This is a genomic window from Nonomuraea sp. NPDC049269, from assembly GCF_043197155.1.
In the GTDB taxonomy this organism is placed as follows: Bacteria; Actinomycetota; Actinomycetes; order Streptosporangiales; family Streptosporangiaceae; genus Nonomuraea.
Genome location: NZ_JBICSO010000004.1, coordinates 940,114 through 964,949 on the forward strand (window position 1 = coordinate 940,114; position 24,836 = coordinate 964,949).

29 protein-coding genes and 1 tRNA gene are annotated in these 24,836 nt (G+C 70.9%); 13 read left to right on the top strand and 17 right to left on the bottom strand.

The genetic code is table 11. From position 1 onward, the window contains the following. Positions 1-78 precede the first annotated feature (78 nt). The 4 genes from ACGFNP_RS27235 to ACGFNP_RS27250 all read right to left on the bottom strand — a co-directional run bounded on the left by ACGFNP_RS27235 (position 79) and on the right by ACGFNP_RS27250 (position 3,506). Positions 79-1,014, bottom strand: a complete 936-nt coding sequence (locus ACGFNP_RS27235; protein WP_358331313.1) for an NADP-dependent oxidoreductase — start codon at positions 1,012-1,014, stop codon at positions 79-81. A 133-nt stretch (positions 1,015-1,147) separates the two neighbouring features. Further along, positions 1,148-1,747 carry a TetR family transcriptional regulator gene (locus ACGFNP_RS27240; RefSeq protein WP_393323529.1) on the bottom strand — a complete coding sequence of 200 codons (600 nt, stop codon included), beginning with the start codon at positions 1,745-1,747 and terminating at the stop codon, positions 1,148-1,150. After that, positions 1,747-2,757, bottom strand: coding sequence for an aldo/keto reductase (locus ACGFNP_RS27245; RefSeq protein WP_393323532.1), 1,011 nt, complete (start codon positions 2,755-2,757; stop codon positions 1,747-1,749). Before ACGFNP_RS27245 ends, ACGFNP_RS27240 begins: the two co-directional genes overlap by 1 nt. A gap of 676 nt (positions 2,758-3,433) precedes the next feature. Then, positions 3,434-3,506 (bottom strand) — tRNA-Ala (locus ACGFNP_RS27250). A gap of 76 nt (positions 3,507-3,582) precedes the next feature. Between ACGFNP_RS27250 and sigJ the strand changes: the two genes are divergently transcribed. Further along, positions 3,583-4,476 carry an RNA polymerase sigma factor SigJ gene (gene sigJ / locus ACGFNP_RS27255; RefSeq protein WP_393323535.1) on the top strand — a complete coding sequence of 298 codons (894 nt, stop codon included), beginning with the start codon at positions 3,583-3,585 and terminating at the stop codon, positions 4,474-4,476. A gap of 7 nt (positions 4,477-4,483) precedes the next feature. Here the strand turns inward: sigJ and ACGFNP_RS27260 are convergent, their stop codons facing one another. Genes ACGFNP_RS27260 through ACGFNP_RS27270 form a run of 3 tightly spaced genes read right to left on the bottom strand, consistent with a single transcriptional unit; the run spans position 4,484 to position 5,707 of the window. Next, complete coding sequence (locus ACGFNP_RS27260; RefSeq protein WP_393323538.1) at positions 4,484-5,014, bottom strand: Clp protease N-terminal domain-containing protein; 531 nt, start codon at positions 5,012-5,014, stop codon at positions 4,484-4,486. A 4-nt stretch (positions 5,015-5,018) separates the two neighbouring features. Further along, positions 5,019-5,234, bottom strand: a complete 216-nt coding sequence (locus ACGFNP_RS27265; RefSeq protein WP_219532065.1) for a helix-turn-helix domain-containing protein — start codon at positions 5,232-5,234, stop codon at positions 5,019-5,021. Positions 5,235-5,287: 53 nt separating this feature from the next. Then, positions 5,288-5,707, bottom strand: a complete 420-nt coding sequence (locus tag ACGFNP_RS27270; RefSeq protein ID WP_358331329.1) for a MarR family transcriptional regulator — start codon at positions 5,705-5,707, stop codon at positions 5,288-5,290. A gap of 48 nt (positions 5,708-5,755) precedes the next feature. On the opposite strand from ACGFNP_RS27270, the gene ACGFNP_RS27275 reads away from it, so the two are divergent. Further along, positions 5,756-6,502 (top strand): dienelactone hydrolase family protein, encoded by a 747-nt coding sequence (locus ACGFNP_RS27275; protein ID WP_393323541.1) that lies wholly within the window; start codon positions 5,756-5,758, stop codon positions 6,500-6,502. On the opposite strand, the gene ACGFNP_RS27280 is transcribed toward ACGFNP_RS27275, so the two are convergent. The 6 genes from ACGFNP_RS27280 to ACGFNP_RS27305 all read right to left on the bottom strand — a co-directional run bounded on the left by ACGFNP_RS27280 (position 6,489) and on the right by ACGFNP_RS27305 (position 10,781). Then, a complete protein-coding gene (locus ACGFNP_RS27280; protein WP_393323544.1) occupies positions 6,489-7,313 on the bottom strand; it encodes a metal-dependent hydrolase in 825 nt (274 codons plus the stop codon). The genes ACGFNP_RS27275 and ACGFNP_RS27280 overlap by 14 nt on opposite strands. After that, the gene (locus ACGFNP_RS27285) at positions 7,310-8,548 is read right to left on the bottom strand and encodes an MFS transporter (RefSeq protein WP_358331338.1); all 1,239 of its coding nucleotides are present in this window, start codon (positions 8,546-8,548) and stop codon (positions 7,310-7,312) included. The genes ACGFNP_RS27280 and ACGFNP_RS27285 overlap by 4 nt, the downstream gene beginning before the upstream one ends. Before the next feature lie 126 nt (positions 8,549-8,674). Then, on the bottom strand, positions 8,675-9,310 hold the full coding sequence (locus ACGFNP_RS27290; protein ID WP_393323548.1) for an SRPBCC family protein: 636 nt from the start codon (positions 9,308-9,310) through the stop codon (positions 8,675-8,677). A gap of 31 nt (positions 9,311-9,341) precedes the next feature. Further along, positions 9,342-9,722 (bottom strand): hypothetical protein, encoded by a 381-nt coding sequence (locus ACGFNP_RS27295; RefSeq protein WP_358331344.1) that lies wholly within the window; start codon positions 9,720-9,722, stop codon positions 9,342-9,344. Then, on the bottom strand, positions 9,719-10,081 hold the full coding sequence (locus ACGFNP_RS27300; protein ID WP_393323552.1) for a hypothetical protein: 363 nt from the start codon (positions 10,079-10,081) through the stop codon (positions 9,719-9,721). Before ACGFNP_RS27300 ends, ACGFNP_RS27295 begins: the two co-directional genes overlap by 4 nt. Positions 10,082-10,091: 10 nt before the next feature. Beyond that, complete coding sequence (locus ACGFNP_RS27305) at positions 10,092-10,781, bottom strand: TetR/AcrR family transcriptional regulator (RefSeq protein WP_393323555.1); 690 nt, start codon at positions 10,779-10,781, stop codon at positions 10,092-10,094. Positions 10,782-10,835: 54 nt separating this feature from the next. On the opposite strand from ACGFNP_RS27305, the gene ACGFNP_RS27310 reads away from it, so the two are divergent. Further along, the gene (locus ACGFNP_RS27310; RefSeq protein WP_393323558.1) at positions 10,836-12,020 is read left to right on the top strand and encodes a DHA2 family efflux MFS transporter permease subunit; all 1,185 of its coding nucleotides are present in this window, start codon (positions 10,836-10,838) and stop codon (positions 12,018-12,020) included. Further along, positions 11,990-12,484 carry a DUF523 domain-containing protein gene (locus tag ACGFNP_RS27315; protein ID WP_358331356.1) on the top strand — a complete coding sequence of 165 codons (495 nt, stop codon included), beginning with the start codon at positions 11,990-11,992 and terminating at the stop codon, positions 12,482-12,484. The genes ACGFNP_RS27310 and ACGFNP_RS27315 overlap by 31 nt, the downstream gene beginning before the upstream one ends. Here the strand turns inward: ACGFNP_RS27315 and ACGFNP_RS27320 are convergent. Next, positions 12,460-12,840 (bottom strand): hypothetical protein, encoded by a 381-nt coding sequence (locus ACGFNP_RS27320; protein ID WP_358331359.1) that lies wholly within the window; start codon positions 12,838-12,840, stop codon positions 12,460-12,462. The genes ACGFNP_RS27315 and ACGFNP_RS27320 overlap by 25 nt on opposite strands. A gap of 81 nt (positions 12,841-12,921) precedes the next feature. Further along, positions 12,922-13,422 carry a hypothetical protein gene (locus ACGFNP_RS27325; protein WP_393323562.1) on the bottom strand — a complete coding sequence of 167 codons (501 nt, stop codon included), beginning with the start codon at positions 13,420-13,422 and terminating at the stop codon, positions 12,922-12,924. Positions 13,423-13,494: 72 nt separating this feature from the next. Between ACGFNP_RS27325 and ACGFNP_RS27330 the strand changes: the two genes are divergently transcribed. The 4 genes from ACGFNP_RS27330 to ACGFNP_RS27345 all read left to right on the top strand — a co-directional run bounded on the left by ACGFNP_RS27330 (position 13,495) and on the right by ACGFNP_RS27345 (position 18,208). Then, a complete protein-coding gene (locus ACGFNP_RS27330; RefSeq protein ID WP_393323565.1) occupies positions 13,495-14,172 on the top strand; it encodes a response regulator transcription factor in 678 nt (225 codons plus the stop codon). Beyond that, the gene (locus ACGFNP_RS27335) at positions 14,169-15,470 is read left to right on the top strand and encodes a sensor histidine kinase (RefSeq protein ID WP_393323568.1); all 1,302 of its coding nucleotides are present in this window, start codon (positions 14,169-14,171) and stop codon (positions 15,468-15,470) included. Before ACGFNP_RS27330 ends, ACGFNP_RS27335 begins: the two co-directional genes overlap by 4 nt. Positions 15,471-15,511: 41 nt before the next feature. Further along, a complete protein-coding gene (locus ACGFNP_RS27340) occupies positions 15,512-16,531 on the top strand; it encodes a lytic polysaccharide monooxygenase (protein ID WP_358331474.1) in 1,020 nt (339 codons plus the stop codon). 174 nt (positions 16,532-16,705) lie between these two features. After that, complete coding sequence (locus ACGFNP_RS27345) at positions 16,706-18,208, top strand: M28 family peptidase (protein WP_358331371.1); 1,503 nt, start codon at positions 16,706-16,708, stop codon at positions 18,206-18,208. Positions 18,209-18,243: 35 nt separating this feature from the next. Here the strand turns inward: ACGFNP_RS27345 and ACGFNP_RS27350 are convergent, their stop codons facing one another. Continuing rightward, positions 18,244-18,891: a TetR/AcrR family transcriptional regulator C-terminal domain-containing protein gene (locus tag ACGFNP_RS27350; RefSeq protein WP_358331374.1), complete on the bottom strand. Its 648-nt coding sequence runs from the start codon at positions 18,889-18,891 to the stop codon at positions 18,244-18,246. 255 nt (positions 18,892-19,146) lie between these two features. Here ACGFNP_RS27350 and ACGFNP_RS27355 point away from each other — a divergent pair, with 255 nt between their 5' ends. From ACGFNP_RS27355 to ACGFNP_RS27370, 4 genes are all read left to right on the top strand, one after another. Beyond that, complete coding sequence (locus ACGFNP_RS27355) at positions 19,147-20,028, top strand: hypothetical protein (protein WP_393323573.1); 882 nt, start codon at positions 19,147-19,149, stop codon at positions 20,026-20,028. Positions 20,029-20,215: 187 nt separating this feature from the next. After that, positions 20,216-22,012: a Na+/H+ antiporter NhaA gene (nhaA, locus tag ACGFNP_RS27360; RefSeq protein WP_393323576.1), complete on the top strand. Its 1,797-nt coding sequence runs from the start codon at positions 20,216-20,218 to the stop codon at positions 22,010-22,012. Between the two features lie 64 nt (positions 22,013-22,076). After that, on the top strand, positions 22,077-22,571 hold the full coding sequence (locus tag ACGFNP_RS27365) for a hypothetical protein (RefSeq protein ID WP_358331382.1): 495 nt from the start codon (positions 22,077-22,079) through the stop codon (positions 22,569-22,571). A 2-nt stretch (positions 22,572-22,573) separates the two neighbouring features. After that, positions 22,574-23,344, top strand: a complete 771-nt coding sequence (locus ACGFNP_RS27370; protein WP_393323580.1) for a hypothetical protein — start codon at positions 22,574-22,576, stop codon at positions 23,342-23,344. Here the strand turns inward: ACGFNP_RS27370 and ACGFNP_RS27375 are convergent. After that, positions 23,331-23,783, bottom strand: coding sequence for a hypothetical protein (locus ACGFNP_RS27375; RefSeq protein WP_358331388.1), 453 nt, complete (start codon positions 23,781-23,783; stop codon positions 23,331-23,333). The two genes, ACGFNP_RS27370 and ACGFNP_RS27375, sit on opposite strands and share 14 nt — an antisense overlap. A 45-nt stretch (positions 23,784-23,828) precedes the next feature. On the opposite strand from ACGFNP_RS27375, the gene ACGFNP_RS27380 reads away from it, so the two are divergent. Next, entirely contained in the window at positions 23,829-24,800 is a 972-nt protein-coding gene (locus tag ACGFNP_RS27380; RefSeq protein WP_393323583.1) for a helix-turn-helix transcriptional regulator, read from the top strand. The last annotated feature ends 36 nt before the right edge of the window (positions 24,801-24,836 follow it).

Genomic DNA, 24,836 nt, shown 5'->3' on the forward strand with positions numbered 1-24,836 from the left:
TGCATCCATGGACGTCTTCAACGCCATGGCCGAGATCCGCATGGCCGGGCGTCATGTGCGGCCCTCCGCGAGGATCGGTCAGCCGAACCGCAGGACGAACCGCCCGCGAACGCCGCGCCGTTCGAGCGAGCGATGCGCGTCGGCGGCTCGGGAGGCCGGCAGTTCGCCGGCCACGCGGACGGTGAGCCGTCCTTCACCGGCGAGTTCGGCGAGCCGGTCGAGCTCGGCCGCGGCCTCGACGTAGTCGCGGACGAAGATCGGGGCGACGCGGACCCGGTCGGTCCCGTCGCCCTGGTAACCGCGGACGGTGACGACGGTGCCGCCGTCCTTGACGGCAGGGAGCACGGCGGCCTCCAGCACGGCGGCGTCGACGAGCCCGTCGACGCCGCCCGGGTGGTGGCGGCGGACCATTGCGGCGAAGTCGTCCCCCCGCGGCACGACCTCGTCGGCTCCGCACTCGCGGACGAAGGTCTCGTCCTGCCGGGCGGCGTCGGCGACGACGACCAGCCCGGCCTGCTTGGCGAGCTGGACGAAGTACCCGCCGACGGTGCCGGCGGCGCCGGTGACGGCGACCGTCGCGCCGGCCGGGAGCGCCAACCTGTCGAGGGCGAGCCGGGCAGTGAGCCCGTTCATCGGGATGGTGGCGGCCTGAACGTCCGAGAGCCCGGCCGGGATCTTCGCGACCGAGCGTGCCGACATGACGAGGTCTGCCCGATAGCCGCCGTGCGCGCCTGAGGGCACCACGATGGCCATGACGGCGTCCCCGATCGCGAACGGGCGGTCGACGGCGGGGCCGATCTCGGTGATCACGCCGGCGACCTCCATGCCCGGCACCCGCACCGCGTCCGCCTCATCCTGCCGCGGACGAGAACGGATCATCGCGTCGGTCGGGTTCACCGTGGCGCTGGTCACCCGGATCCTGACCTGACCGGGACCGATCGGTTCGGCCACCAGGTCGAACTCGCCGAGAGCGTCCGGTCCGCCGGGCTGCGTCACTCCGATTGCTTGAACCATGGTCGTTCGTCACTCCTTGTTCGTTGCCGCCTGGGTGGCGACGGGCAGGGCCGAATTCGTTGCCGCCTGGGTGGCGATGGGCAGGGCCGACCGCGCCGCTGACGAGTCGCGGCGTGTGCTCGACCTGGTTCGGCTACGGCGATGTGGGGGCGCGAAGACCCTCGAGCAGCAGGCTGCACACCTCGTCGAGTTCGGCGCCGATGCCGGGGGTCTGCCATTCGGCCGCGTGGGCGAGGTGGTTGAACTTGGCGGTGGCGTTGAAGACCACGCGGGCAGTGGCCTCCGCGTCGTCGGTGCGGAGGCTGCCGTCGGCGGCGCCGTCGGCGATGATGGCCGCCAGCTGGCCCAAGAGGTCGGCGACGTGGTCGCTGGCGACGCTGCTGTGCGCGGCCGCGAGGATTCCATAGGCGGCGAACAGCTCCGGGTCCTCGCGAATCTTGGCCTGCTTCACGGCCAGGACGGCGTGCAGCCAGGTACGCAGTCGCTGCACTGGCGCGACCGCGCTGTCGGCGGCGATGACGGCGAGGGCGTCGCGGTTGCGGTCGAGCCAGCGCCGGGTCACGGCCTCGCGCAGCGCCTGCTTGGAGGGGAAGTGCTTGTAGACGGCGGCGTGGCTGACCCCGAGTGCCCGGGCGACGTCGACGACGGTTGCCTTGTCCGGCCCGTGGCGGCGCAGGATCTCCTCGGTGGCCGCCAGGATGGCGTTCGCGTCCAGCGGGGTTCGGGCAGGCATCAGCGCCTGCCGCCCGTTCGCTCGCTGTCCAGGAGCGCGAGCAGGGCGGGGGCGTAGCGTTCTCCCGCGACCGCCCCTCGGGGGACGGCCTGCTCGATCGCGTCCAGGTCGTCCTCGGTCAGCCGCAGGCCGGCGGCGTCCACCGCCTCGGTGATGCTGTGCGGTCGGCTGGCTCCGACCAGCGCGACGATGTCCCGGTGCACGCGGCCCTGCGCGAGCACCCACGCGATCGCGAGCTGTGCGACCGTGGCGCCGCGGGAGGTGGCGATCTCCCGCAGCCGCTCGACCAACGCGAGGTTGGTCTCGATGTTGCCGGCGGCGAAGCGGGGCAGGTGCCCGCGATGCCGTGCGTCGCCGGCCGACGGTCGCCACGTCCCGGTCAGCATTCCTTGGGCGAGCACCCCGTAGGCGGTGACGCCGATGCCCAGCTCGCGGCAGGTGGGCAGGATCTCGTCTTCGACGCCGCGGCTGAACAGTGACCACTCGATCTGGACGTCTGTGATCGGGTGCACGGCGTGGGCGCGGCGGATCGTCTCGGCGCCGACCTCGGACAGCCCGATGCCGCGCACGTAGCCCTTCCGCACCATCTCGGCGACGGCGCCGACGGTCTCCTCGATCGGGACAGCGGGGTCCAGCCTGGCCGGGCGATAGATGTCCACGTAGTCGGTGCCCAGCCGCTGCAGCGAGTAGCCCAGGAAGTTCGGGATCGCGTCGGGCCGGCCGTTGATGCCGCGCACGCTGCCGTCCACACCGAACAACGCGCCGAACTTCACGCTCACCACGGCGCGGTCGCGATCGGCGGGTCGCAGCGCCTGCCCGATGAGCGTCTCGTTGTGCCCCATCCCGTAGTGGTCGGCCGTGTCGATGAACGTGATCCCGGCGTCGAGCGCGTTGCGAAGCGTCGCGATGCTCTGCTCGTCGGCGCTGCGTCCGTACGCGCCGGACATGCCTGCACAACCGAGCCCGACCGCCCCCACACAGACGTCGGCGCCGAGTGTTCTCTGCTCCATACGAGAAACGCTAAGCGGGTTGGTTACAGATGTCAAAACTTGTAACTTGCCACCTTGGCCGTGACGGGTCCCACACCCGGCCCGGGCCGCAGTCGGCGGGCGTCCGCACCTCCGGCCCGTCCCGCAACTGCGGCACCAGCATGAAGCGCGGTGTGCGGTACTTCAGTGCGACCTTGCCACCCCGGGTCCGGCAGACGCCGCCCGCCGACGCCTCGCACGTCCTCCGTTGGTTCGAGCGGCCAACGGGGAGAAGCCCGCGCCCAAGTAAGGCGTCCGAAGCGAAGCGGAGGACCTCCAGGGGTCGCGGCTCCGACGCGACTGAAGGCAGCGCCTGAGCCCCCGGCCAAGCCGAAGCCCGTTGCACAAGGGCGGGCAGCAGATGGCCAACCACCGAATCGAGTAACGGGCGGGTCGCCCAAGAAAAACCGCCCGGAGCGAAGCGAAGGCCCTCCAGGGGTCGGGACCAGGCCCGACTGGAAGCAACGCCTGAGCAATAAACGCGAAGCGCCCCGAGGCGAAGCCGATTGTGGCCAAAAAAGAAACAGCCCGAGCGAAGCGAGGCCCATTGGCCCGACGCTGGGGGTTCGGGGGTTATCCCCCGATATAACCAAGGAGGATGCCCGGGGAGCATGCCCCCCGAAGGGGGGACACGCGACCAAGTCAACCCCATCCGACGTGGAGCTATGGGGATTCGAACCCCAGACCCCCTCCATGCCATGGAGGTGCGCTACCAGCTGCGCTATAGCCCCTTGATGCGGATCCAGTGTATCGGAATCCTAGGGCGCCCGTGTCACACACGATCCCCCGTGATACGTCTTAAGTCCTATGTCGACCTTCGAAGACCACCGAACCCTGCTGACCGGCGTCGCGTACCGAATCCTGGGCAGCATGGCCGACGCCGAAGACGTGGTGCAGGAGGCGTGGCTGCGCTGGTCCGGCGTGGACGAGACGATCGTCGCCGACCCCAAGGCGTACCTGATCAGGATCACGTCGCGGCTGGCCATCGACCGGCTGCGGTGGGTGAAGTCGCGGCGGGAGTCGTACGTCGGCCCGTGGCTGCCCGAGCCCATCAGCACCACGCCCGACGTGGCGGAACACGCGGAGTTGGCCGACTCCGTCGAGCTGGCGCTCCTTGTGGTGCTCGAGACGCTCTCGCCGCTGGAGCGGGCGGTGTTCGTGCTGCGGGAGGCGTTCGACATGCCGTTCTCCGAGATCGCCGAGGTCATCGGCCGGGCCGAGCCCGCCACCCGGCAGTTGGCCAGGCGGGCCCGCGATCACGTACAGGAGAAGCGGCCCCGATTCGACGCGGACCTCGGCGAGCGACGGCGGATCACCGAACGCTTCCTCCATGCCTCCACCAGCGGCGATCTGGACGGGCTGATCGGCCTGCTGTCCAGTGAGGTGACGCTGGTCAGCGACGGCGGCGGCAAGGCCCGCTCCCCGCTGCGCGCCCTGACCGGCGCCGAGAACGTGACGCGCTTCCTGGTCTCCATCACCACCCCCGAGGGCATCGCCAAGTTCATGGCCTCGATCGGTGTGGGGGACTTCGCCACCATGTCGTACGGCCTGGCCAACGTGAACGGCGCACCCGCCATTGTCATCTCGGCCGCGGGCCGGGTCGTCACCGTCATCTCCCTGCTCATCACGGACGGCAAGATCGACACCATCTACCTCCTCGCCAACCCGGAGAAGATCGGCCACCTCGATGTCCCCTCCTGACGCGAGTTCAAGCCGTCCGAGCCATCGGCATCCCCGTCTCCTCCACCAGCGCCCGCAGATCCACCCCACCGGCCCGCAAGATCCGCCCCGCCCCGTTCGAGTAGTCGGCCAGCAGCCCCCACAGCAGCCGTTCGCCCGTGACCGCCCCCGGCCGCCACATCGCCACCTCCACCACCTTCCGCGCGTGCATGGCGAGCGGAACCGAACCCAACGGCCCGTGCAGGGTGACCCGCAGCGGCTTGAGGCGCGACCGCGTCAACCGCCACCGCGCAGGATCGGAAGTCCCCGCCCTCGTACGGCGGTGCACCTCGGCCAGATCGATCCCCAGGGTGGCGAGCAGCTCACGGCGGTCACCGAGATCGACCTGCCCTCGAACGTCCTCAGCCGTCACGGTGAAGCCGGCCAGCGAGAACGGCCGAATCTCGGCCAGGGCGAGCAGCAGCAGGTCAGGGGTGAGCGCCGGACGTCCCGCGTCGAGGGCCAGCGTGCCGGCCCTGATCAGCACGCGGCGGGCGGAGTCGGTGAATCTGGCGAGCATGCGGTTACCTTCCGATCCTGCGGGCGTGCTTACGGTGGGCGGACTGCCGCCTGACCCCGAGGGCGTCGGCGATCTGCTCCCAGGACCACCCCTGGTCCCGGGCGTTGGACACGTGCGTGGCCTCAAGCTCCTCCAGCAGAGCCCGCAGCGCGGCGACGGCCGCCAGGCCCACGCCGGGGTCGCGATCAGTGGCCGCGTCGGCCAGCTCGTTGACCTTCATGGTGTCAGCATGCGCTGACAAGCGGCCACTTGTCAACAGATGCTGACAGAGCATCAGAGGCGTTCCGCCAGGGTGACCAGGATGGGCAGAGCGGCGGCCAGACGACACCGTTCCTCCTCGGTGAGCGTGTCGACAACCGCGGCCAAGCGCTCAGTGATGACCTGTTCGCGGCTGTCCAGCGCGCCACGCCCGGCATCCGTGATCACGGTGATGACCCGCCGCCCATCGACCGGGTCAGGCCCGCGCGACACCATGCCACGGCGATGCAACCCGCCCAGCACCGTGCCGATCGCCTGGGCGGTCACCTTCTCCAGGTTGGCCAGTTGGGCCGAGGTGTGCGGCCCTTCCCGCTCCAGCCGCGACAGGACCGCGAGCTCGGTGAAGGAAACATCATCGTCCGAGGCATTTGTGTACAGCTGGCGGATACGCCGGGCCAACCGCCCGACCGCGAGCCGCAGATCTTTCGCGAGCATAAAGCAAGCCTAGATTTATCAATCTGGCTTTGGTAATTTCACCGCACCATGTGTTACGACAATGACGCGAAACCGCCTGCCCACGCCGCCCCCATCACCGGCACGACGGCCTCCGGCACCAGGCTGACCTCGGCCGACGGCACCACGTTCGCCGCCTACGAGGCTCGGCCCGACGACGTCCGCGGGCCGGGCGTGGTCATCCTGCCCGACGTACGCGGACTGCACGACTTCTACAAACAGCTCGCCCTACGGCTGGCCGAACAGGGCCACCCGGCCATCGCCATCGACTACTACGGCAGGACCGCCACCGACGACGAGCGGGGCGAGGCCTTCCCCATCATGGAGCACGTCTCCAAGCTCGGCAGGCAGACGATCCAGGACGACATCATGGCCGCGGCCGATCGGCTGGGCAGGCCGGCGGTGGCGCTCGGGTTCTGCATGGGCGGGCGCAACGCGTTCTTCGCATCGGCGCCGCGCTTCGGGTTCGCGGGCGTGATCGGCTTCTACGGCGCGCCGGGCATCGCGGGCCCGTACGGCCCAGGGCCGACCCAGCACGCGGTCGAGTTGAGCGCGCCGATCCTGGGCCTGTTCGGGGGCGCCGATCACGGGATCACGGGTGAGCAGGTGCGCGAGTTCGGTGCGGCGCTGACGGAGGCGGGGGTGGAGCACGAGCTGATCACCTACCCGGGCGCCCCGCACGGCTTCTTCGACGCCACCACCGCCGAGCACGAGGAGGCCTGCGCGGACGCGTGGAAGCGGGTGTTGGCCTTCCTGAAGGCCCTCAAAGGGAACTAGTGGTGCGCATGGTCAGCGCGGCATCCTCAAGAGACAGAGCGACCGTAACGGCCCCGAGCTCCCCCGCACGCCGAACATGCGTACCGCCACACGGGATCGACGTCTCGCCTTCCGGCAGCGCGCAGTGCCACGTACGGCGGGCCGTCAGCCCGGGCCCCGGCACGTCGAGCCAGACCGCCGCGTCGGCCGCGACCCACGTCTTGAGCCGGTCGTTCACGTCCGCGGCGACCCGCGAGAGCTCCAGCCCGTCGGCGGAGAACCCCTTCTTACGCAGGGACTTGCCGAGACGGTAGACATCCTCGCTGCCGAAGGGGGAGATCCGCGACGAGGTGATCGCGCTCTGGTCGAAGTCCGGGTGGCCGAGCCCGTCCGGCGCCACCGGCTTGCGCCAGTGCCCGGCCAGGGCGGCGTTGAGTGCGAGCGCGGCCAGGTGGCAGGCGGTGTGCCCGGCCGACAGCGCCGCCCGATGGCCGGGGTCCACCTCCAGCGCCACCTCGGTCCCCACGGGCAGCGGGGTATCGGTCACGTGGACGACCAGCCAGGCCCAGCCCTCGGTGCCCCGGCGTACGGGGATGTCGGGGCCGAGGAAGATCTCGCCGGTACCCGACTGGGCCCCCGTGACGCAGTCGGCCACCGGCAGCCCGCCGATCGTGCCCCGGTCCGCCGGTTGGTCCGGCCAGGTGTGATCAAGCGGGTGGAACGGAGTTTCGGCGACGACGAGGCCCTGCCGGCCCCCCGCCGGCACGACCCCGACGATCTCCGAACGGCCACTGACATGACCGTCGGGGAAGGTGACGACTGTCGAATTCATCCGCCTATTGTGGCAGGCACGCGCTCGTCGTTCAGCGACGAGGACTCGTCCTCGAGGTAGCGGTTCCGTCCCGCGTACAGGCCGGTGAAGAGCTGCACGACCAGCACCCCGAAGATCAGCGCGTACGGCAGCGTCCACCCACCGGTCATCTGGTGCAGCACCCCCACGAGCAGCGGCCCCGCACCCGCGATCAGGTACCCGGCGCTCTGCCCGAACGCCGACAGCGCGGCGGTGGACTCCGGCGTACGGGTGCGCAGGGCGAGCATCATCAGCGCCAGCGGGAACGACCCCATACCGATCGCCACGAACGTCACCCAGACCGGCGCCGTCGAGATCGGCGCGAGCCACAGCCCGGCGAAGCCGACGGCGTAGCAGGCGACGAGCCCGACGACGACGGGCCGCTGGTCGGCGAAGCGCGAGGCGATGACGGGCACCAGGATCGAGACCGGGATGCTCAGCGCGGTGAACACACCGAGCACCAGCCCGGCCTGGCCGGTGGTGTAACCGCCTTCGGTGAGGATGGTGGCGAGCCAGCCGAACATGATGTACGCGATCATGGACTGGCTGCCGAAGTAGAGCGCGACCATCCAGGCCAGCTTGCTCCGGGCAAGCCGGCGAATGCCCGCGTCCCCCCGGCCGGTGTGCCGCTCCGGCTCACTGCGCAGGAGCGCAAGCCACGGAATGGCGGCCACGGCGGCCAGGGCCGCCCACACGCCGAGCGCGATGTGCCAGTCACCCGACGCGCGCTCGATCGGCACGGTGGCCGCGGCGGCGAGCATGGTGCCGACGGCGAGCGCGACGGTGTAGACGGTGGTCATGATCCCGGTTCTGGCGGGGAAGTGGCGCTTGATCAGCGTCGGGATGAGCACGTTGCCGACGGCTCCGCCCGACAGCGCGACCGCGCTGGTCAGCAGGAACACCGGTGCGGAGTCGACCAGCGACCGCACGAGCATGCCCGTGCCGAGCGTGACGAGCGCGAGCAGCAGCAGCCGGTGCTCGCCCACGCGCCGGGCCAGCGTGGGCGTGACCGCGCCGACCGTGGCGAAGGCCAGTACCGGCAGCGTGGTGAGCAGGCCGGTGCCGACGCTGGACATGCCGAGCGCGCCGGCGAGCTGGTCCAGTAGGGGGCCCACGCTGGTCACGGCGGTGCGCAGGTTGAGCGCCGCGAGGACGATACCCAGCACGAGGAGCCAGACGAGGGATCTGCCTTTGGTCTCTTGGGCGAGCACACTCATGCGGGGGCGTTTCCTCCACTCATCAAGTCATGGGATGAATCGCCATCTTAACAGGGCCGAAACGCACATTTATTCCAGACCATGACGAAACCCCCCGAAACGCTCGGGGGGCTTGTCGTCACACCGTCAAAGGACGGGCGGCAGCTGCTCGTTACGCGGAGGCGGCGGGCCGGGCACCGGGCCGGGCGGCGGGAGCGTGGCGCCCCCGGGGAACTCGCCGCCGCCGCCGATGGTGCCGGGCGGCAGCTGGCCCCCGGTCCCGGGCGGCACCGGCTGGTCGCCGGGTTCGTAGCCGGAGCCGCTCTGGTGCGGTCCTGGCACCTCGCCGCGCCAGCCGCCGGTCTCGCCGCCGCGCGACTCGATGAACGACTTGAAGCGTTCCATGTCGTTCCTGATGCGCAGGCGGACGATCTGCAGCCAGTCGCCGGCCGTCTCGATGAACCCCTCGGGGTCGTACTCCATCTGGAGCGTGACCCTGGTCGTGTTCGGGTCGAGGTGGTGGAAGGTCACCACACCCGCCTGGTGCGGACGGTCGGTCGACCGCCAGGCGACCCGCTCGTCCGGATGCTGCTCGGTGATCTCGGCCTCGAACTCGCGCTTCACTCCCGCGATCTCGGTCACCCACGCCGTACGCGTGTCGCTGAGTTGCTTGACGGATTCGACACCCTCCATGAACTCGGGGAAGCTCTCGAACTGCGTCCATTGGTTGTATGCCACCCTGACGGGGACCTGGACATCCACTGAGTGCTCGATCGTGCTCATGGGGGTGGCCCCTGCCCAGGCCCGCAATCGGTTAACGCCTGCGCAACAGCCAGTAGAGGCCGACGAACGGCAGGACCAGCGGGATGAACAGGTAACCCTTCCCATAAACCGACCAGACGGTCGCCTCGGGAAAGGCGGCCGGATCGAGGACGCTGGCCGTGCCGATGAGCAGCACGCCCGCCAGCTCGACGCCCAGCGCCGCCAGCGCGAGGGTGCGCGCGCCACGGATCAGCGCGACGGTCAGCAGGATGTAGACCAGCGCGGCGAACGCCGACAGCGTGTAGGCCAGCGGCGCCTCCCCGAACCGGGTGATGATCTGCACCGTGGCCCGCGAGCCCGCGGCGAGCGCGAAGAGCCCGTAGACGGCGACGAGCGCCCGCCCCGGCCCGCTGCCGAGTGACGGCGCGGTCACGGGAGGCCCTGCCAGATCTGCAGCAGCCGGCCCGTCATCACCGCGATCGCGAACCCGGCCACGACCAGGATCGCCGGCCCCCACCGGCTCCGCTCAGCCAGCGCGAGGAAGACCCCCGCGGGCGGGATGACCGCCTGGCCGGCGAGGTAGCCGTAGAGCGTGGCCTTCGCGGCCGGACCCTGGCCGCCGACGACCGCGGCGATCACGATGCCCGCCTGGACCAGCACCGCCACCTCCAGCACGGCGAACCCGATGAGCAGGATCATGCCCATGGACCGGTTGCGGATCGCGGTGATCAGGCTCGCCAGCGCGAGCAGCAGCGAGCCGACGATCACGATCGTGGCGATGGTGGTGTTCATCGGGAAAAGGCTATCGCCCGGGTAGGTCGCCCTCGATTCCGTCCAGCAGCCAGTTGAGCCCCCGCTCGTAGGTGTCGTCGGCGCCCGCCACGCCGCCCTCGATCAGCGGCGCGAGCCGGGGGAAGGCGCCACTCGCGACCAGCTCCCCTATGTAGGGCTCGGCGATGGCGGCCCGCTCGGCGTCGTTGACGCCCATCGTGCGGGGCGCGGCGCGCTCCAGCGACTCGCGGATGATGTAGCCCAGCGAGTAGTCGTCGACCGTGGCCAGGATCCGCCACTTGGTCAGCTGATCCACCTCCAGCCCGTCGAGCGCGGCCAGCGACTGCTCGACATGGCGCAGGCCGTTCGGCCCGACGGAGACGCGCTGGGCGACCAGGTCGACCCGCCACGGATGCCGGCGTACGACCTCCCGCTCGCGCCGGGCGATGGTCAGGATCGCCGCGCGCCAGTCTTCCGGCAGCGGCTCGTCGACCAGCACCTCGGCGGCGACCTCGTCGGCCATCAGGTCGAGCAGGTCTTCCTTGCGCTCGATGTAGGAGTAGAGCGTCATCGCGCGGGCGCCCAACTCGGTGGCCACCCGCCGGATCGAGACCGCCCCCAGCCCTTCGGCGTCGGCGATCACGATCGCGGCGGCCACGATCGCCTCCCGGGTCAGCGCGGGACGTCGCTGCGGCGCGGGCCGCGACCAGACGGAACTCACGGGCTCAGTCTAAGCGAGGCGATACACCGTACGATTGATGTTACGGTGTACGTCATGCGATACAGCGTACGAGATCCCCTCAAGACGACCGGCCTGGTGGTCCTGCTGGGTGTGATCATGACGATCCTCGACACGACGATCATGAACGTGGCGGTCAACGCCCTGGCCTGCGACTTCCACACGACGCTGTCCACCATGCAGTGGGTGATCACCGGCTATCTGCTGGCCCTGTCCATGTCGATCCCGGTCACCGGCTGGGCGGTCGGCCGGTTCGGGACGAAGGCGGTCTGGCTGACCTCGCTGGCGCTGTTCGCCAGCGGCTCCGCCCTGAGCGCCGCGGCCTGGTCGGTGGGCGCCCTGATCGCCTTCCGCGCGGTGCAGGGGCTGGGCGGCGGCCTGCTCATGCCGGTCGGCCAGGCGATGATCGCCCAGGCCGCGGGCCAGGACCGGATGGGCCGGGGCATGGCCATGATCTCGGTGCCCGCGATGCTGGCCCCGGTGCTCGGGCCCCTGCTCGGCGGCGTGATCGTGGAGAACCTCGACTGGCGCTGGCTGTTCCTGGTGAACCTGCCCGTCTGCGTCATCGCCCTGCTCGCCGCGATCAAGCTGCTGCCCGGCGGGCGCCCGAGCGGTGACAGCCGCCTGGACGTGCTCGGTCTGGCGTTGCTCTGCCCCGGCCTGGCCGCGCTGGTCTTCGGCCTGTCGGAGGTGGGCAACGGCGCCTCGCTCGCCCATCCGGCACTGGGGGGCGGGCTCGCGCTGGTGGCGGTGTTCGCGGTGCGGGCGGGGCGGACTCCGGGCGGGCTGCTGGACCTGCGGCTGTTCGGCGACCGGACGTTCGCCGCCGCGGTGGCCGCGCTGATCTGCTACTCGGCCGCGCTGTTCGGCGTGACCGTGCTCGTCCCGCTCTACAGCCAGCTCGCCCAGGGCGGCGACGCGCTCGACGCGGGGCTGCTGCTGGCGCCGATGGGCGCCGGCGCCGCCCTGACCATGCCGATCGCTGGCAAGCTCACCGACCGGAGCGGGCCGCGCGGGGTCGGGGCGGCGGGCGTGGTGCTGGCGTCGTCGTTCGGCGTGGCGCTGCTGGCCGTGCTGCTGCAGGTCTTCACCAGGGCGGGCGTCGCGGAGCCGTTCACGTACGCGTTCGGCTGCGCGATCGCGCTGGCCGCCGTCTCGCTGGTACCTATCGCGCTCATAGGATCGTCAGTATGGAAAGAGTCCTCGTCAGCGCCTGCCTGATGGGCCGGCGGGTGCGCTATGACGGCGGCGCCAAGACCAGCGCCGACGCGCTGCTCGCCGCCTGGCGCGAGGAGGGCCGCCTGGTGCCGTTCTGCCCCGAGGTGGAGGGCGGGCTGCCGGTCCCCCGCCCGGCCGCCGAGATCGAGGGCGGGGTGAGCGGCGCGGCCGTGCTGTCGGGGGCGGCCCGCGTGCTCACCGCCGACGGGTCCGACGTCACGGCCGAGTTCCTGTCGGGCGCGCAGTCGGCACTCGCCGTCGCGCGGTCCTTCGGCGTACGGGTGGCGGTGCTGAAAGAGGGCAGCCCCTCGTGCGGCGCGCTGACCATCTATGACGGCACGTTCCAGGGCCGCCGCACGCCCGGCCAGGGCGTCACCACGGCGCTGCTGGAGCTCCACGGGATCCGCGTCTTCACCGAGGACCACGTCGCCGAGGCCGACGCCTACCTGCGCAGCCTGGACGTGTAGAGCGCGCCGGCCAGGCCCGCGATGAGCAGCGTCGCCATCGTGCGGTGATACCAGGTGTTCAGCGCGGTCGTCTCGGCCGCGCCGAACGCCAGCGCGAGTATCCCCATCAGCACCCCGGCCAGCGCCGCCGCGTGCGTGTAGATCAGCCCGTCCCACGCCCACGGCCGGCCGGTCAGCGCGCCACGGGCGCCGATGAGCAGGACCACGCCACAGAACGTCTCCACGATCGACGCCGGTACGATCACGGCGTCCTGCAGCGGGCCGAGCCTGAGCCCGGTGTGCAGCAGCGCCGCGCAGAAGAAGATCAGCGCATAGGCCACCGAAAGGGCTCCCAGCGCTTTCCGCAGTGCGTCCATGCCCTAACGCTGGCACCTCGCGCGGTGACCGGAATCGGCCCCAGGTCGATGGCTCGGCTACGCCGTCCGCAGTAGCGAGCGTCAGTACTCCCAGGTGTCCGTACGCTGCTCGCCACTGATGCACCACACGCCCGAGCCGTGCTCGCCCTTGACCAGGTCCACCCTGATCCAGCCGGTGTTCCTGGCGACCTTGGCCGTGTAGCCGCCCCTGGGCGTGGCCGACACCAGCCGGCAGCCCTCGGGGCCCAGCGTGAACGCCACCTCCCCGCCCTTCACCGACACCACCCGCAGGTTCTTCGGAGTCCTCGTGGGTGCGGGCGCCGGCGTGTTCCGCACCGCGGGCTTGGTGCGGGTTGGGGTTGGGGTTGGGGTGGGCGACTTGGTGCTGGTCAGGGTGGAGGTGGGCGTCTTGGTGCGCGTGGGGGTTGGGGTGGGCGTTTCGGTGGGTGTGGGCGTTGACGAGGGAGTACGGTCGCCGTCCGAGACCGCCTGCGCCACAAACGGCTCAACTTGGACATCGTCCACGAACTCGGTACGCAAGACGCCGCGCACCCCGAACCACGACACTGAGATCGCGACCAAGGTGGCTCCACACCAGATCACGACGTATCTAAAGGCGCGACGCATGACAAGGATTATGTACGGGTGGGGTGAATGGCGACGGTTCTTGTAGTCGAAGATGATGAATTCGTCCGATCGGCGATCATCCGCGAGCTGGCCGGCCGGCAGCACGTGGTGCGCAGCGCGGGCTGCGCCCTGGACGCGCTGCGGGAGATCTCGCAGCACCCGCCGGACGCCGTCATCCTCGACCTCGGCCTGCCCGACCTCGACGGTTCGGAGGCGCTGAAGATGGTGCGCGGCATCTCCGACGTACCGGTCATCGTGGCCACGGCCCGCGACGACGAGACCGAGATCGTCCGGCTGCTGGAAGCGGGCGCCGACGACTACCTGGTCAAGCCGTTCTCCGGCGGGCACCTGGGCGCCCGGCTGGACGCCGTGCTGCGCCGGGCCAGGTCCGCGCCACCGCCGCAGGTGCTGCGCGTGGGCGGGCTGGTCGTCGACGCCAACCGGCGGGCGGCGGAGCTGGACGGCGGGCCGCTCACGCTGACCAGGCGCGAGTTCGACCTCCTCGCCTACCTCGCCATGCGGGCCGACCGGGTGGTCACCCGCAAGGAGCTGCTGACCGAGGTCTGGCACCAGGCGTACGGGGACGATCAGACCATCGACGTGCACCTGTCGTGGTTGCGCCGCAAGCTCGGCGAAAGCGCCTCGAACCCCCGCTACCTGCATACCGTCCGAGGTGTCGGCGTCATGCTGTCCGCACCCCGATGAGGCGGGCCCTGGCCGTGCTGATGGTCGCCGTCACCTCGATGGTGGTGCTGGCCTTCCTGGTGCCGCTCGCCCTGATCGTCAAGGAGACCGCGCGGAGCAGGGCGGTGGCCGGCGCGGAGCGCCAGGCGTCGGCGCTGGTCCCCGTGCTGGCCCTGACCACCAGGACGGAGGACCTCGCCCACGCGATGGCCCGCACCGACGCGGGCCGGCGCGGCCTGCTCGCCATCCATGTCAAGGGCGGCCCGACCGCGGGCACGTCCCGCGCCCCGGCCGCCGACGTGGCGCGGGCGGCGGCGCAGACCAGGGCCGGCACCGTCGAGCTGCCGGCGGGCCAGGTGCTGCTCCGGCCGGTCGCGCTGGACGGCGACCGGGGCGCGGTGATCGAGGTGTTCGTGCCGGCCGACGACCTGAACCGTGGGGTCGGCACGTCCTGGGCGGTGCTGACCGGCGTGGCCGTGGTGCTCGTGCTCGGCTCGGTACTGGTCGGCGACCGGCTGGGCGCCCGCGTGGTCCGCTCGGCCCGCCGGCTCGGCTCGGCGGCCACCGCGCTGGGCGCGGGCGACCTGAGCGAGCGCATCCATCCCGAGGGACCGCCGGAGCTGGTCGCGGCGGCCACGGCGTTCAACGCGATGGCCAACCGGGTCACGCACCTGCTCGCCGCTGAACGCGAGCTGGCCGCCGACCTGTCCCACCGGCTGCGTACACCGCTCACCGCGCTCCGGCTCAGCCTCGACCAGCTCGGTACGCAGGCCGAGCCGAGCAGGCAGGCGCTTGCCCGGCTGGAGGGCGAGGTGGACACGATCATCTCCGCGGCCAGGCGGCCGTCGCGCGCCGACCGGGCCTGCGACGCGGCACAGGTGCTGCGTGACCGGCTGACGTTCTGGTCGGCGCTGGCGGAGGACCAGCAGCGGCCGTGGCAGCTCATCGGCGCGACCCTGCCGGTACGGGTGCCGGTGCCCGCGGCCGAGCTGACGGCGGCGGTGGACGCGCTGCTCGGCAACGTGTTCCGGCACACCGCCGAGGGCACCGCGTTCAGCGTGTCCCTGCATGAGGGCAAGGACACGGTCGGCATCCTGATCTCCGACGCCGGTCCCGGCATCGCCGATCCGGAGGCGGCGCTGGAGCGGGGCACCAGCGGCGCGGGCTCGACCGGGCTCGGCCTCGACATCGCCCGCCGGCTGGCGGAGTCGTCCGGCGGGTCGCTCCGGCTGGACCGCTCGTCGCTGGGCGGGGCCCAGGTGCAGGTCTGGATCCGCCGTACTGAAAAGCCGCCTAAGCCAACCTTAAGAGCTGTTTAAAGAGCATTTTTCACCCTTTTTCATGCTTCAACGTGATCTACATGCAGATCAACCGCAAGGCCATCGCCGCCGCCGTCCTGACCGCGCCCACGCTGTTCGTCCTGACCGTCGCGCCCGGCGCCGCCGACGCCCACGGCACCATGAACAACCCGCCCAGCCGGACCATGGTCTGCTTCAGCGAGAACCCGGAGAGCCCCAAGTCCGCGGCCTGCAAGAAGGCCGTGGAAATCGGCGGCACCCAGCCGCTCTACGACTGGAACGAGGTCAACCTGGCGAACGCCGCGGGCAGGCACCGCGAGATCATCCCGGACGGCAAGCTGTGCAGCGCGGGCCGCGACAAGTACCGCGGCTTCGACCAGGCGCGCGCCGACTGGCCCGCCACCGGCATGGCGAGCGGCGCGTCGTTCACCTTCCGCTACCGGGCCACCGCTCCGCACAAGGGCTCCTTCGACCTGTACGTCACGAAGGACGGCTACGACCCCTCGAAGCCGCTCAAGTGGTCGGACCTGGAGTCGAAGCCGTTCCTCACCCAGCGGGACCCCGCTCTGACGGACGGCGCCTACACCCTCCAGGGCAAGCTCCCCGCCAAGCAGGGCCGCCATCTGATCTACGCCATCTGGCAGCGCAGCGACAGCCCCGAGGCGTTCTACTCCTGCTCGGACGTGACCTTCGGCGGCGGCACGACCACCCCGACGACGACGCCCCCGACCACAGCGCCGACCACCACCGCGACGCCCACGACCAAGCCCACGGCCGCCCCGACCGGCGCCCCTCCGGCGCAGCAGCCCGGTGGCATCGCCGTGTCGGCGATCAACGCGGGCGCCGGAGTCAGCCCCGCCTCGGTCAGGGTGGGCCGGCAGGTGACGGTCACGGCGGTGTGCGGCGGGTCCACGGTCCGCGGCGTGGCCTCCGGCGCCCTCAGCCCGCGCAGGGCGGTCGCCCCGGCGTCCACCGTCGCCTGGACGCCGTCGTTCAAGGCCGTCCGAGCAGGCACGTACTCGGTGGTCGTCTACTGCCAGAACGGCGGCCAGGCCCGCGCCGTCCTCACCGTACGGGCCTGAGGCTCGGATTGAGCGTGGCTGGACAGTTGTGACAAATGGGTCTTCTCAGGATGAGGTCCGCTCGTTACGTTCAGGCAGCGCGGCTGTTTACGGGGCTGTCCGCGCTTGCCCAACGTCCCAGACCGGGATCTACCGAGCGATCTCCCCTCTGTCCACCCCCCACGGAGGCACCCGATGAAGCTCCTCGCAGCATTAGGCGCACTCGCACTGGCCTTACCCCTGGCGCTCAGCGCGCCCGCGTCAGCGGCCGTCGCGGCCGCCCCGCCGAACATCTCCCTCACCAACGTCAAGGCCCACCTGGCACAGCTGCAGACGATCGCCACCAACAACGGCGGCACCCGCGCGCACGGCCGGCCCGGCTACCTGGCCTCGGCCAACTACGTCAAGGGCCAGCTCGACGCCGCCGGGTACACCACGACGCTGCAGTCCTTCACCTACAACGGCGCCACCGGCTACAACGTGATCGCCGACTGGCCCGGCGGCGACCCCAACGACATCCTCATGACCGGCTCCCACCTCGACAGCGTCACCGCCGGCCCCGGCATCAACGACAACGGCTCGGGCTCGGCGTCGATCCTGGAGGTGGCGCTGGAGGTCTCACGCCAGGCGCTGCAGCCCACGAAGCACCTGCGCTTCGCCTGGTGGGGCGCCGAGGAGCTGGGCCTGCGCGGCTCACAGTTCTACGTGAACAACCTGCCCGCCACCGAACGCGCCAAGATCAAGGCGTACCTGAACTTCGACATGGTCGGCTCCCCCAACCCCGGCTACTTCCTCTACGACGGCGACAACTCCGACGGCGTCGGCTCGGGGCCAGGCCCGGCCGGGTCGGCGGAACTGGAGCAGACCCTGGCGGCGTACTTCTCCTCCATCGGCGTCCCGACCCGCGGCACCGACTTCGACGGCCGCTCCGACTACGGCCCGTTCATCGCCGTCGGCATCGCGGCGGGCGGCACGTTCACGGGCGCGGAGGGGATCAAGTCGAGCGCGCAGGCGCAGCTCTGGGGCGGTACGTCGGGCCAGGCGTTCGACGCCTGCTACCACCGTTCCTGCGACACGAGCGCCAACATCAACGACACCGCGCTCGACCGCAACGCCGACGCCATCGCGTACTCCGTCTGGACGATCGCCACCGCCGTACCGCCCACGACCGTCTGGTCGGACACGTTCGAGACCGCCTCCGGCTGGGTCACCAACGCCGGCGGCACCGACACCGCCACCACCGGCCAGTGGGAGCGCGGCGACCCGGAGGCGACGACGTCCAGCGGCGCCAAGCAGCTCGGCACCACGGTGAGCGGCACCAACGACCTGGTGACGGGCCGGCTCGCGGGCACCGCCGCCGGTGACTTCGACATTGACGGTGGCACCACCTCGATCCAGTCGCCGGCGATCACCTTGCCGTCCGGCGGGACGCTCAGGCTGTCGCTCTCGTGGTATCTCGCGCACGGCAGCAACGCCTCCACCGCCGACTTCTTCCGCGTCAGGGTGGTGGGGAGCACTACCAGCACGGTGTTCCAGCAGTTGGGGGCCGCGAGCAACCGTGACGGAGCCTGGAGCACGGCCAACGCCGACATCTCCGCCTTCGCCGGGCAGAGCGTCCGCATCCTGATCGAGGCCGCCGACGCGTCAGGGGCGAGCCTGGTCGAGGCGGGCGTGGACGACGTCAAGATCACCCGGTAATGACCCAATGAGCCCGGGCCGCGCGGGGCCCGGGCTCATTGCCTTCCAGCGTCAGGGAGGCCCGCGGCCGTGCCGTCGATGAGGACGCCCAGCCCATGTTCGAAGGCTTCCTCACCGAGGGGGTCGCCGCCCTCCAGCAGGGCCGCGATCAGCGGGGCCGACGTGCCGCCGTCGAGCTGGTCGGCGAGCAGGTCCGCCGGTGCAGCCGAAGAACGCTCGCCCTGCACCTGGAGGACGAACCCGTTGACATAGTGGGCGACGCTGGTGATCGTCCGCAGCGCCAGCACCGGAGTGAATCCGCGGCCCACCATGCCGGCCACCTCCTGGTCGAACATCCGGACCGTCGCCGGACCGAGCTGAGCCGCGGTGCACACGATCCGGGCACCGTCGCGGTGGGCGAGCAGCGAGTCGCGGTAGGCGCGGGCGCGGCGGCCGAGCCACTCCTGCCAGGACTCGCCGTCGTGCGGCGGCCCCATCCCGGCGCCCAGGATGATCGCGTCGGCCATCCCGTCGAGTAGCTGCTGTTTGGTGCGGATATGCCAGTAGAGCGCCGGCGACTGCACGCCGAACTCGGCGGCGAGCCGGCGCACCGTCAGCCCTTCCAGCCCGACCTCGTCGAGCAGCCGCAGCGCCGTCTCGATCATCGTCTCGCGGCTCAGCCGGGGCCGCTTGTCGCTGTCCATCGACTGCCAGCTTAGCGCTGCTAAGTCGAATAGAGCCGGTTTCAAGCGGTACAGGTGGGCAGCGAGCCTCGGATGCGGCAGTCGTCCGGTTTACTCCCGGTTTAGACCGGCCGGGATTGAATCGGAACAACTCAGCTGGAGGACATAGTGACGCCAACGAGTTCTGACCAACCAAACGACGAACTATCGATCGCACCAGACGAGCCACGCAGGCGCGTCCCACGGTCGCTGATCGTCACCGCGACCATCGCGCTGGTGGCGACGGGCGGGATCGGAGTGTCCGCGGCGGCGGCGTCGGGAACGGCGACGACACCGACGGAATCGCCGACTCCCACGGCGACGGTCAGCGAGACCCCCACCGAGACGCCCACGGAGACACCGACCCCGTCACCCACCACGCCCGCATTACCGCCGATCAGCCCGTGGGGCTTCGTCGGCGCGATGCACGGCGAGTTCGCGGTGGCGACCAAGGACGGCTGCGGCGTCATCACGCTGCTCGCCCAGACCGGCCAGGCGACCGCGGTCGCTGAGGACTCGATCACCGTGAAGGGCCAGGACGGCTTCGAGAAGGTGTACGCGATCGACGAGTCCACCCGGACGATCGCGGGCCGCCGCGGCACCAGCGCGGTCAAGGAAGGCGACTGGGTGTCGGTGACCGCCACCATAACCGCCCCCACAACCACCACCCCCACCGAGACTCCCACCGAAACCCCGACCCCCACCGCCACCGAAACCCCCACCACTACTCCCACCGAAACCGCCACCACTACCCCTACCGAATCCGTCACCCCCACCCCCACCGAATCCGTCACCCCCACCCCCACCGAAACCCTCACCCCCACCCCCACCGAAACCCTCACCCCCACGCCCACGGCCGGCACCGGCGAGACGGCGGCCACGGCCGCTTACGTCTTCGACCTGTCGCGGCCCACCAAAATGTCCTGGCGCAACCGCGACTGGTGGCCGCCGAAGCAGTGGTTGACCGGCCAGCCGAAGTGGCGAACCCCGGCCGTCTGCCCCACCCCCACAGAGACCGTGACCCCGACAGAGACACCGGCAGAAACCCCGACCCCCGACCCGACGACCTCGGTCTCGGAAACCCCGACCCCCACCCCCACACCCACCCCGAATTCATGAGCATCCGGTAGCGGCGCGATCCCGTCCCGAGCAGCCCCTCTCCGGAAGCGCTCGAACCAACGGCTCGCCGCTCCACCGCCTGAAGCGCGGTGGAGCGGCGGAGGCAGGGGCCATCAGCGGTCCGGTTTGTCCCCATAGCGACCCGAGTAGGCCGTGGAGCCTATGATCGGGCTTCGGGGGTCGGACCATGTTGCGGGCATTCTTCAAGACCGAGACGGGCAGCACCAGCGTGCTGCTGGGGGCAACCCTGCTCGCCCTGCTGTGGGCCAACTCGCCCTGGGGCGACACCTACGAATCCTTCTGGCACACCACCATGGGCCTGTCGTTCGGCAGCGCCTCCTTCGACCTCGACCTGCGCCACTGGGTCAACGACGGCCTCATGACCGTCTTCTTCTTCGTCATCGGCCTGGAGATCTCGTACGAGGCCCGGCTCGGGCAGTTGCGGGATCGGCGGCTGATCGGCGTGCCGGCCGTGGCCGCGCTGGGCGGGATGATGGTGCCCGCCGGTGTCTACCTGGCCCTGAACGCGGGTGGGCCCGGGGCCGGTGGGTGGGGAGTGCCGATCGCCACCGACACCGCGTTCGTGCTGGGCATGCTCGCCATCGTGGGGGCGCGCTGCCCGGAGCCGTTGCGGGTGTTCCTGCTGACGCTGGCGATCGTCGACGACGTGCTGGCGATCATCATCATCGCGATCTTCTATACCGAGAGCCTGGACGTCGTCTCGCTGGTGGTCGCGGCGGCGCTGCTGGCGGCGATCATGACGTTGCGGTGGCTGCGGATCTGGCGGCCGCCCGCGTACATCGTGCTCGGGTTCGCGCTGTGGGTGGCCACGCTGGAGAGCGGCGTGCATCCGACGCTGATCGGCATCGCGCTGGGCATCCTGGTGTTCGTGTACGCGCCCACCGACACCAAGTTGCTGCGCGCCGACGAGGCCGTGCACGAGTTCACCAACGACCCGAGCGCGGAGGCGGCCAGGGAGGCGACGCGCACGCTGCGGCGCGCCGTGTCCGTGAACGAGCGGCTGCAGCTCCTGCTCCACCCGTGGAGCAGCTACGTGATCGTGCCGATCTTCGCGCTGGCCAACGCCGGTGTCCGGTTCGACGGTGAAGCACTGCGCACGGCCATGACGTCGCCCATCACGCTCGGGGTGGCGGCCGGGCTGCTGCTGGGGAAGTTCGTCGGCATCTCGCTGGGCACCTGGCTGCCGCTGAAGTTCGGCTGGGGGATCCTGCCCGGAAACCTCGTATGGGGGCAGTTGCTGGGCGGGGCGGCGGTGTCCGGCATCGGGTTCACGGTGGCGCTGTTCATCGTGGACCTGGCCTTCGACGACCCGGCGGTGCAGAGCCAGGCGAAGATCGGCATTCTGGCCGGATCGCTGCTGGCGGCGCTGCTGGGTGGGGTGATCTTCCGGCTGGCCTGGGACCGGGGCGGGGTGTGCGCGCCGCCCGACGCCGAGCCCGAGGAGGAGCTGCCCGAGTTGCTGACCGAGCCCGTGGGACCGGACGACCACGTACGGGGACCGGCGGACGCGCCGGTGACGATCGTGGAGTACGGCGACTTCGAGTGCCCCTACTGCGGACGTCTCCATCCGATCCTGGACGAACTACTGCAGAAGAACAGCGACGTGCGGCTGGTCTTCCGGCACTTCCCGCTCCGCACCATCCACCCTCGGGCGTATCCCGCCGCGCTGCTCGCCGAGGCCGCGGCGAAGGAGGGCCGGTTCTGGGAGATGCACGACACCCTCTACGACAACCAGCGCTTCCTGACCGACACCGACCTGGCCCGCTACGCCGACGAACTGGACGTCGAGCCGTGGTCCGACATACCCGCGCAGGCGGCGCCGATCACCCGGGACGAGGAGTCGGGCCGCGCGAGCGGCGTCCGCGGAACGCCCACGCTGTTCCTGAACGGCGTCCGCTACCAAGGCGACATGGATCTCCGCTCGATCACCAAGGCAGTGGAAAGCGCGCGCCAATCCACGTAACGTCGCGTCTCGAACATATTGCGCGAAAGCCGAAACTTACGTGACAGAGCTGAAAGACGGGAACATGGCACTCTCGAGTGTGTTGTACGTCATCCTCGCGCTGGGGATGATGGCCCTGCTGGTCGTGGGCGTCGTGCTGATGGTCAAGGCGAAGGCGGAGCACGGCAGGGCGGCTACCTTGGGGCTGTTCGGCTGCGTCGTGCTCCTGCTCGGCGAGGTGTACAGCATCGTGCGCATCTTCGCGATACCGAGCCTGGTCGGGGCACTCGGCGCGGACGCGTTCGGCCCGGTGGTGTTCGTGATCGACCTGATCGGCATGCTCTTCACCGCCGCGGGCGTGGGGTTGCTGATCTGGGCCGTGGTCGCCCGCCGCACCCCGGCGCAGCAGCCGCAGGCACCGGGCTGGCAGCAAGCCCAGCAGCAGTACGGCGGCTGGCAGCAGCCGCAACCCCAGGCACCGGCCGAGTGGCAGCCGCAGTCCCCGCCTCAGCCGTCCCCGGCCCCGCAGCCGGGCTGGCAGGACCCTGAGCGGCCGGGCTGGCAGAACCCGCAGGGCTGATCATGACTCAAGAGCCGCCGGACCCACCCGGCCCCGACCCCAACCGGACCATCAGGCACCGCTGGCCACAACCCGGGCCACCACCCCAGGAACCCGACCCCGCCCACTCTCCCTACACCCAGCACCTGCCGTACACGCCCGACATGCTCCCCGACGTCCCCCAGTTCGAGGCCAAGCCACCGAAGTCGAGCTGGTGGTGGGTGATCGTGGTCGGCGGGATCGCGATCCTGGTGGCCGCGGTGGCCGTGGCAGCCCTCTTATGGGGCAGGAGCACCGCCGAGCCGCCCGCCAAACCGGGCTCGCAGGAGCCGGCGCGGATCACCGACACCAAGGCGCAGGTGTCCTACCTGATCCCGGCGGGCTGGAAGAAGGCCGACCGGCCGTCGTACACCTCGGGCATCTCGGCGGGCGGCGCGGTCGTGGTCGCCTTCCCGCAGCAGCAGGGCGGCATCGGCGGCGCCGCCGCCACCTCTGAGCAGTTGCAGGCCAGGGCCGACGCCGTGGCGCTGGACACGGCCCGGCGGCTCCTGCCCGACCTGGGCAGCCGGGACGGGCTGCGTACCCGGGTGCTGGAGGTCGGCGGCCGGCCGGCGGCCACGGCGTCGTTCCGGGTGGTGTTCAAGAGCGCCACCAAGGATCCGGCTTATGTCCGCATCGTGGCGGTGCACACCGGCGACGGCGGTCTCTCGTACGTGTACGGCAGTACGGTGCCCGACGGCGACGCCGCCCGCCGCGCCCTCGACGACGTCCTGGACAGCGTCACGCCCGCGTGAAGTCCATGGTCCAGTTCGTCTCCCAGGTCTGCTCGCCGTCCGCCGAGAACGCCTGCTCCCACCGGCAGGCGTCCGGGCCGTGCACGGTCCAGATGAACCGGCAGCGTACCGACGTGCCTTCGTGCTGCTCTTCGCCGTAGAACTCGCCCCGGTCACCGTCGAAGCGGCCGACCATGGGCGTCGGGTCGAGCGAGCCCCTTGAGGTGCTCGCCCAATAGATGGACCACTGCTCGGTCGCGGGGTTGAAGATCCGGATGGTCAGCCCGGTGAAGCCCCTGGTCGGGCATTTGATCTCGTCGAAGCTCGCCGCGCCGTCGAAGTGGCGGCTGGCCACGCTGGTGCCGGGGAACTCGTCCCACTCGTCGCTGCCGGTCAGCGGCTTGACGAGTCTGCGGTTGACGACGTTCCAGGAGCCGGGCAAGAAGTCGAAGTCGTTCATGCGGCCGAACGTAGTCCTGGGTCACTGACAGGTAGTGTCAGTGAAATGCGTGCTTCCCGGCTGGTCTCCCTCCTCCTGCTGCTGCAGACGCGCGGGCGCATGACGGCCCAGGAGCTGGCCGACCGGCTCGAGGTCTCGGTGCGGACGATCTACCGCGACGTCGAGTCGCTGCACACCGCGGGCATCCCGCTCTACGGCGACGCCGGGCCGAAGGGCGGCTACCAACTCCTCGACGGTTACCGCACCAGGCTCACCGGGCTGACCACGGACGAGGCCGAGTCGCTGTTCCTGGCCGGGCTGCCGGGCCCCGCTGCCGAGCTGGGGCTGGCCGCCGTGGTGACGGCCGCGCAGCTCAAACTGATGGCCGCGCTGCCGGTCGAGCTGCGTGACCGGGCCGGGCGGGTCCAGGAGCGCTTCCACCTCGACGCCCCGACCTGGTACCGCGACCCGCAGCCGGTGACACACCTGCCCGCCGTGGCCGACGCCGTGTGGAACGAGCGTGTCCTGGAGGTCAGCTACCGCCGCTGGAAGGCGCCCCAGGAGGTCGAGCGGCGGCTGGAGCCGTACGGGCTGGTGGTCAAGGCCGGGCTCTGGTATCTGGTGGCGCGCTCCGGTGACCAGGTGCGCACCTACCGGGTGTCGCAGATCCTCAGCCTGCACCCGCTGCCCGAGCGCTTCACCCGGCCCGGCGACTTCGACCTGGCCGCCTACTGGCAGGCGTATCTGGCCGAGTTCGAGGCCCGGCTGCGGTGGGGCGAGGCGGTGGTCCGGCTGTCGCCGCAGGGGATGCGGCTACTGGCCAACCTGATGACGCCCGGCGTGGTGGCGGCGGCGAAGGAGACCGCGCAGCCGCCCGACGGCGAGGGCTGGACTCGGGTGACGGTCCCGATCGAGTCGATCGACCACGCGACGGGCGAGTTCCTCCGGCTCGGCACGGACGTCGAGGTCCTCGCCCCCGCCGAGCTCCGCGAGCGCATCGCCGCGACGGCCGGAGAACTGACCCGCCGCTACGGCTGAGCCTGCCGGCAGTGCGTCCAGCGCCCCTCGCCCGCG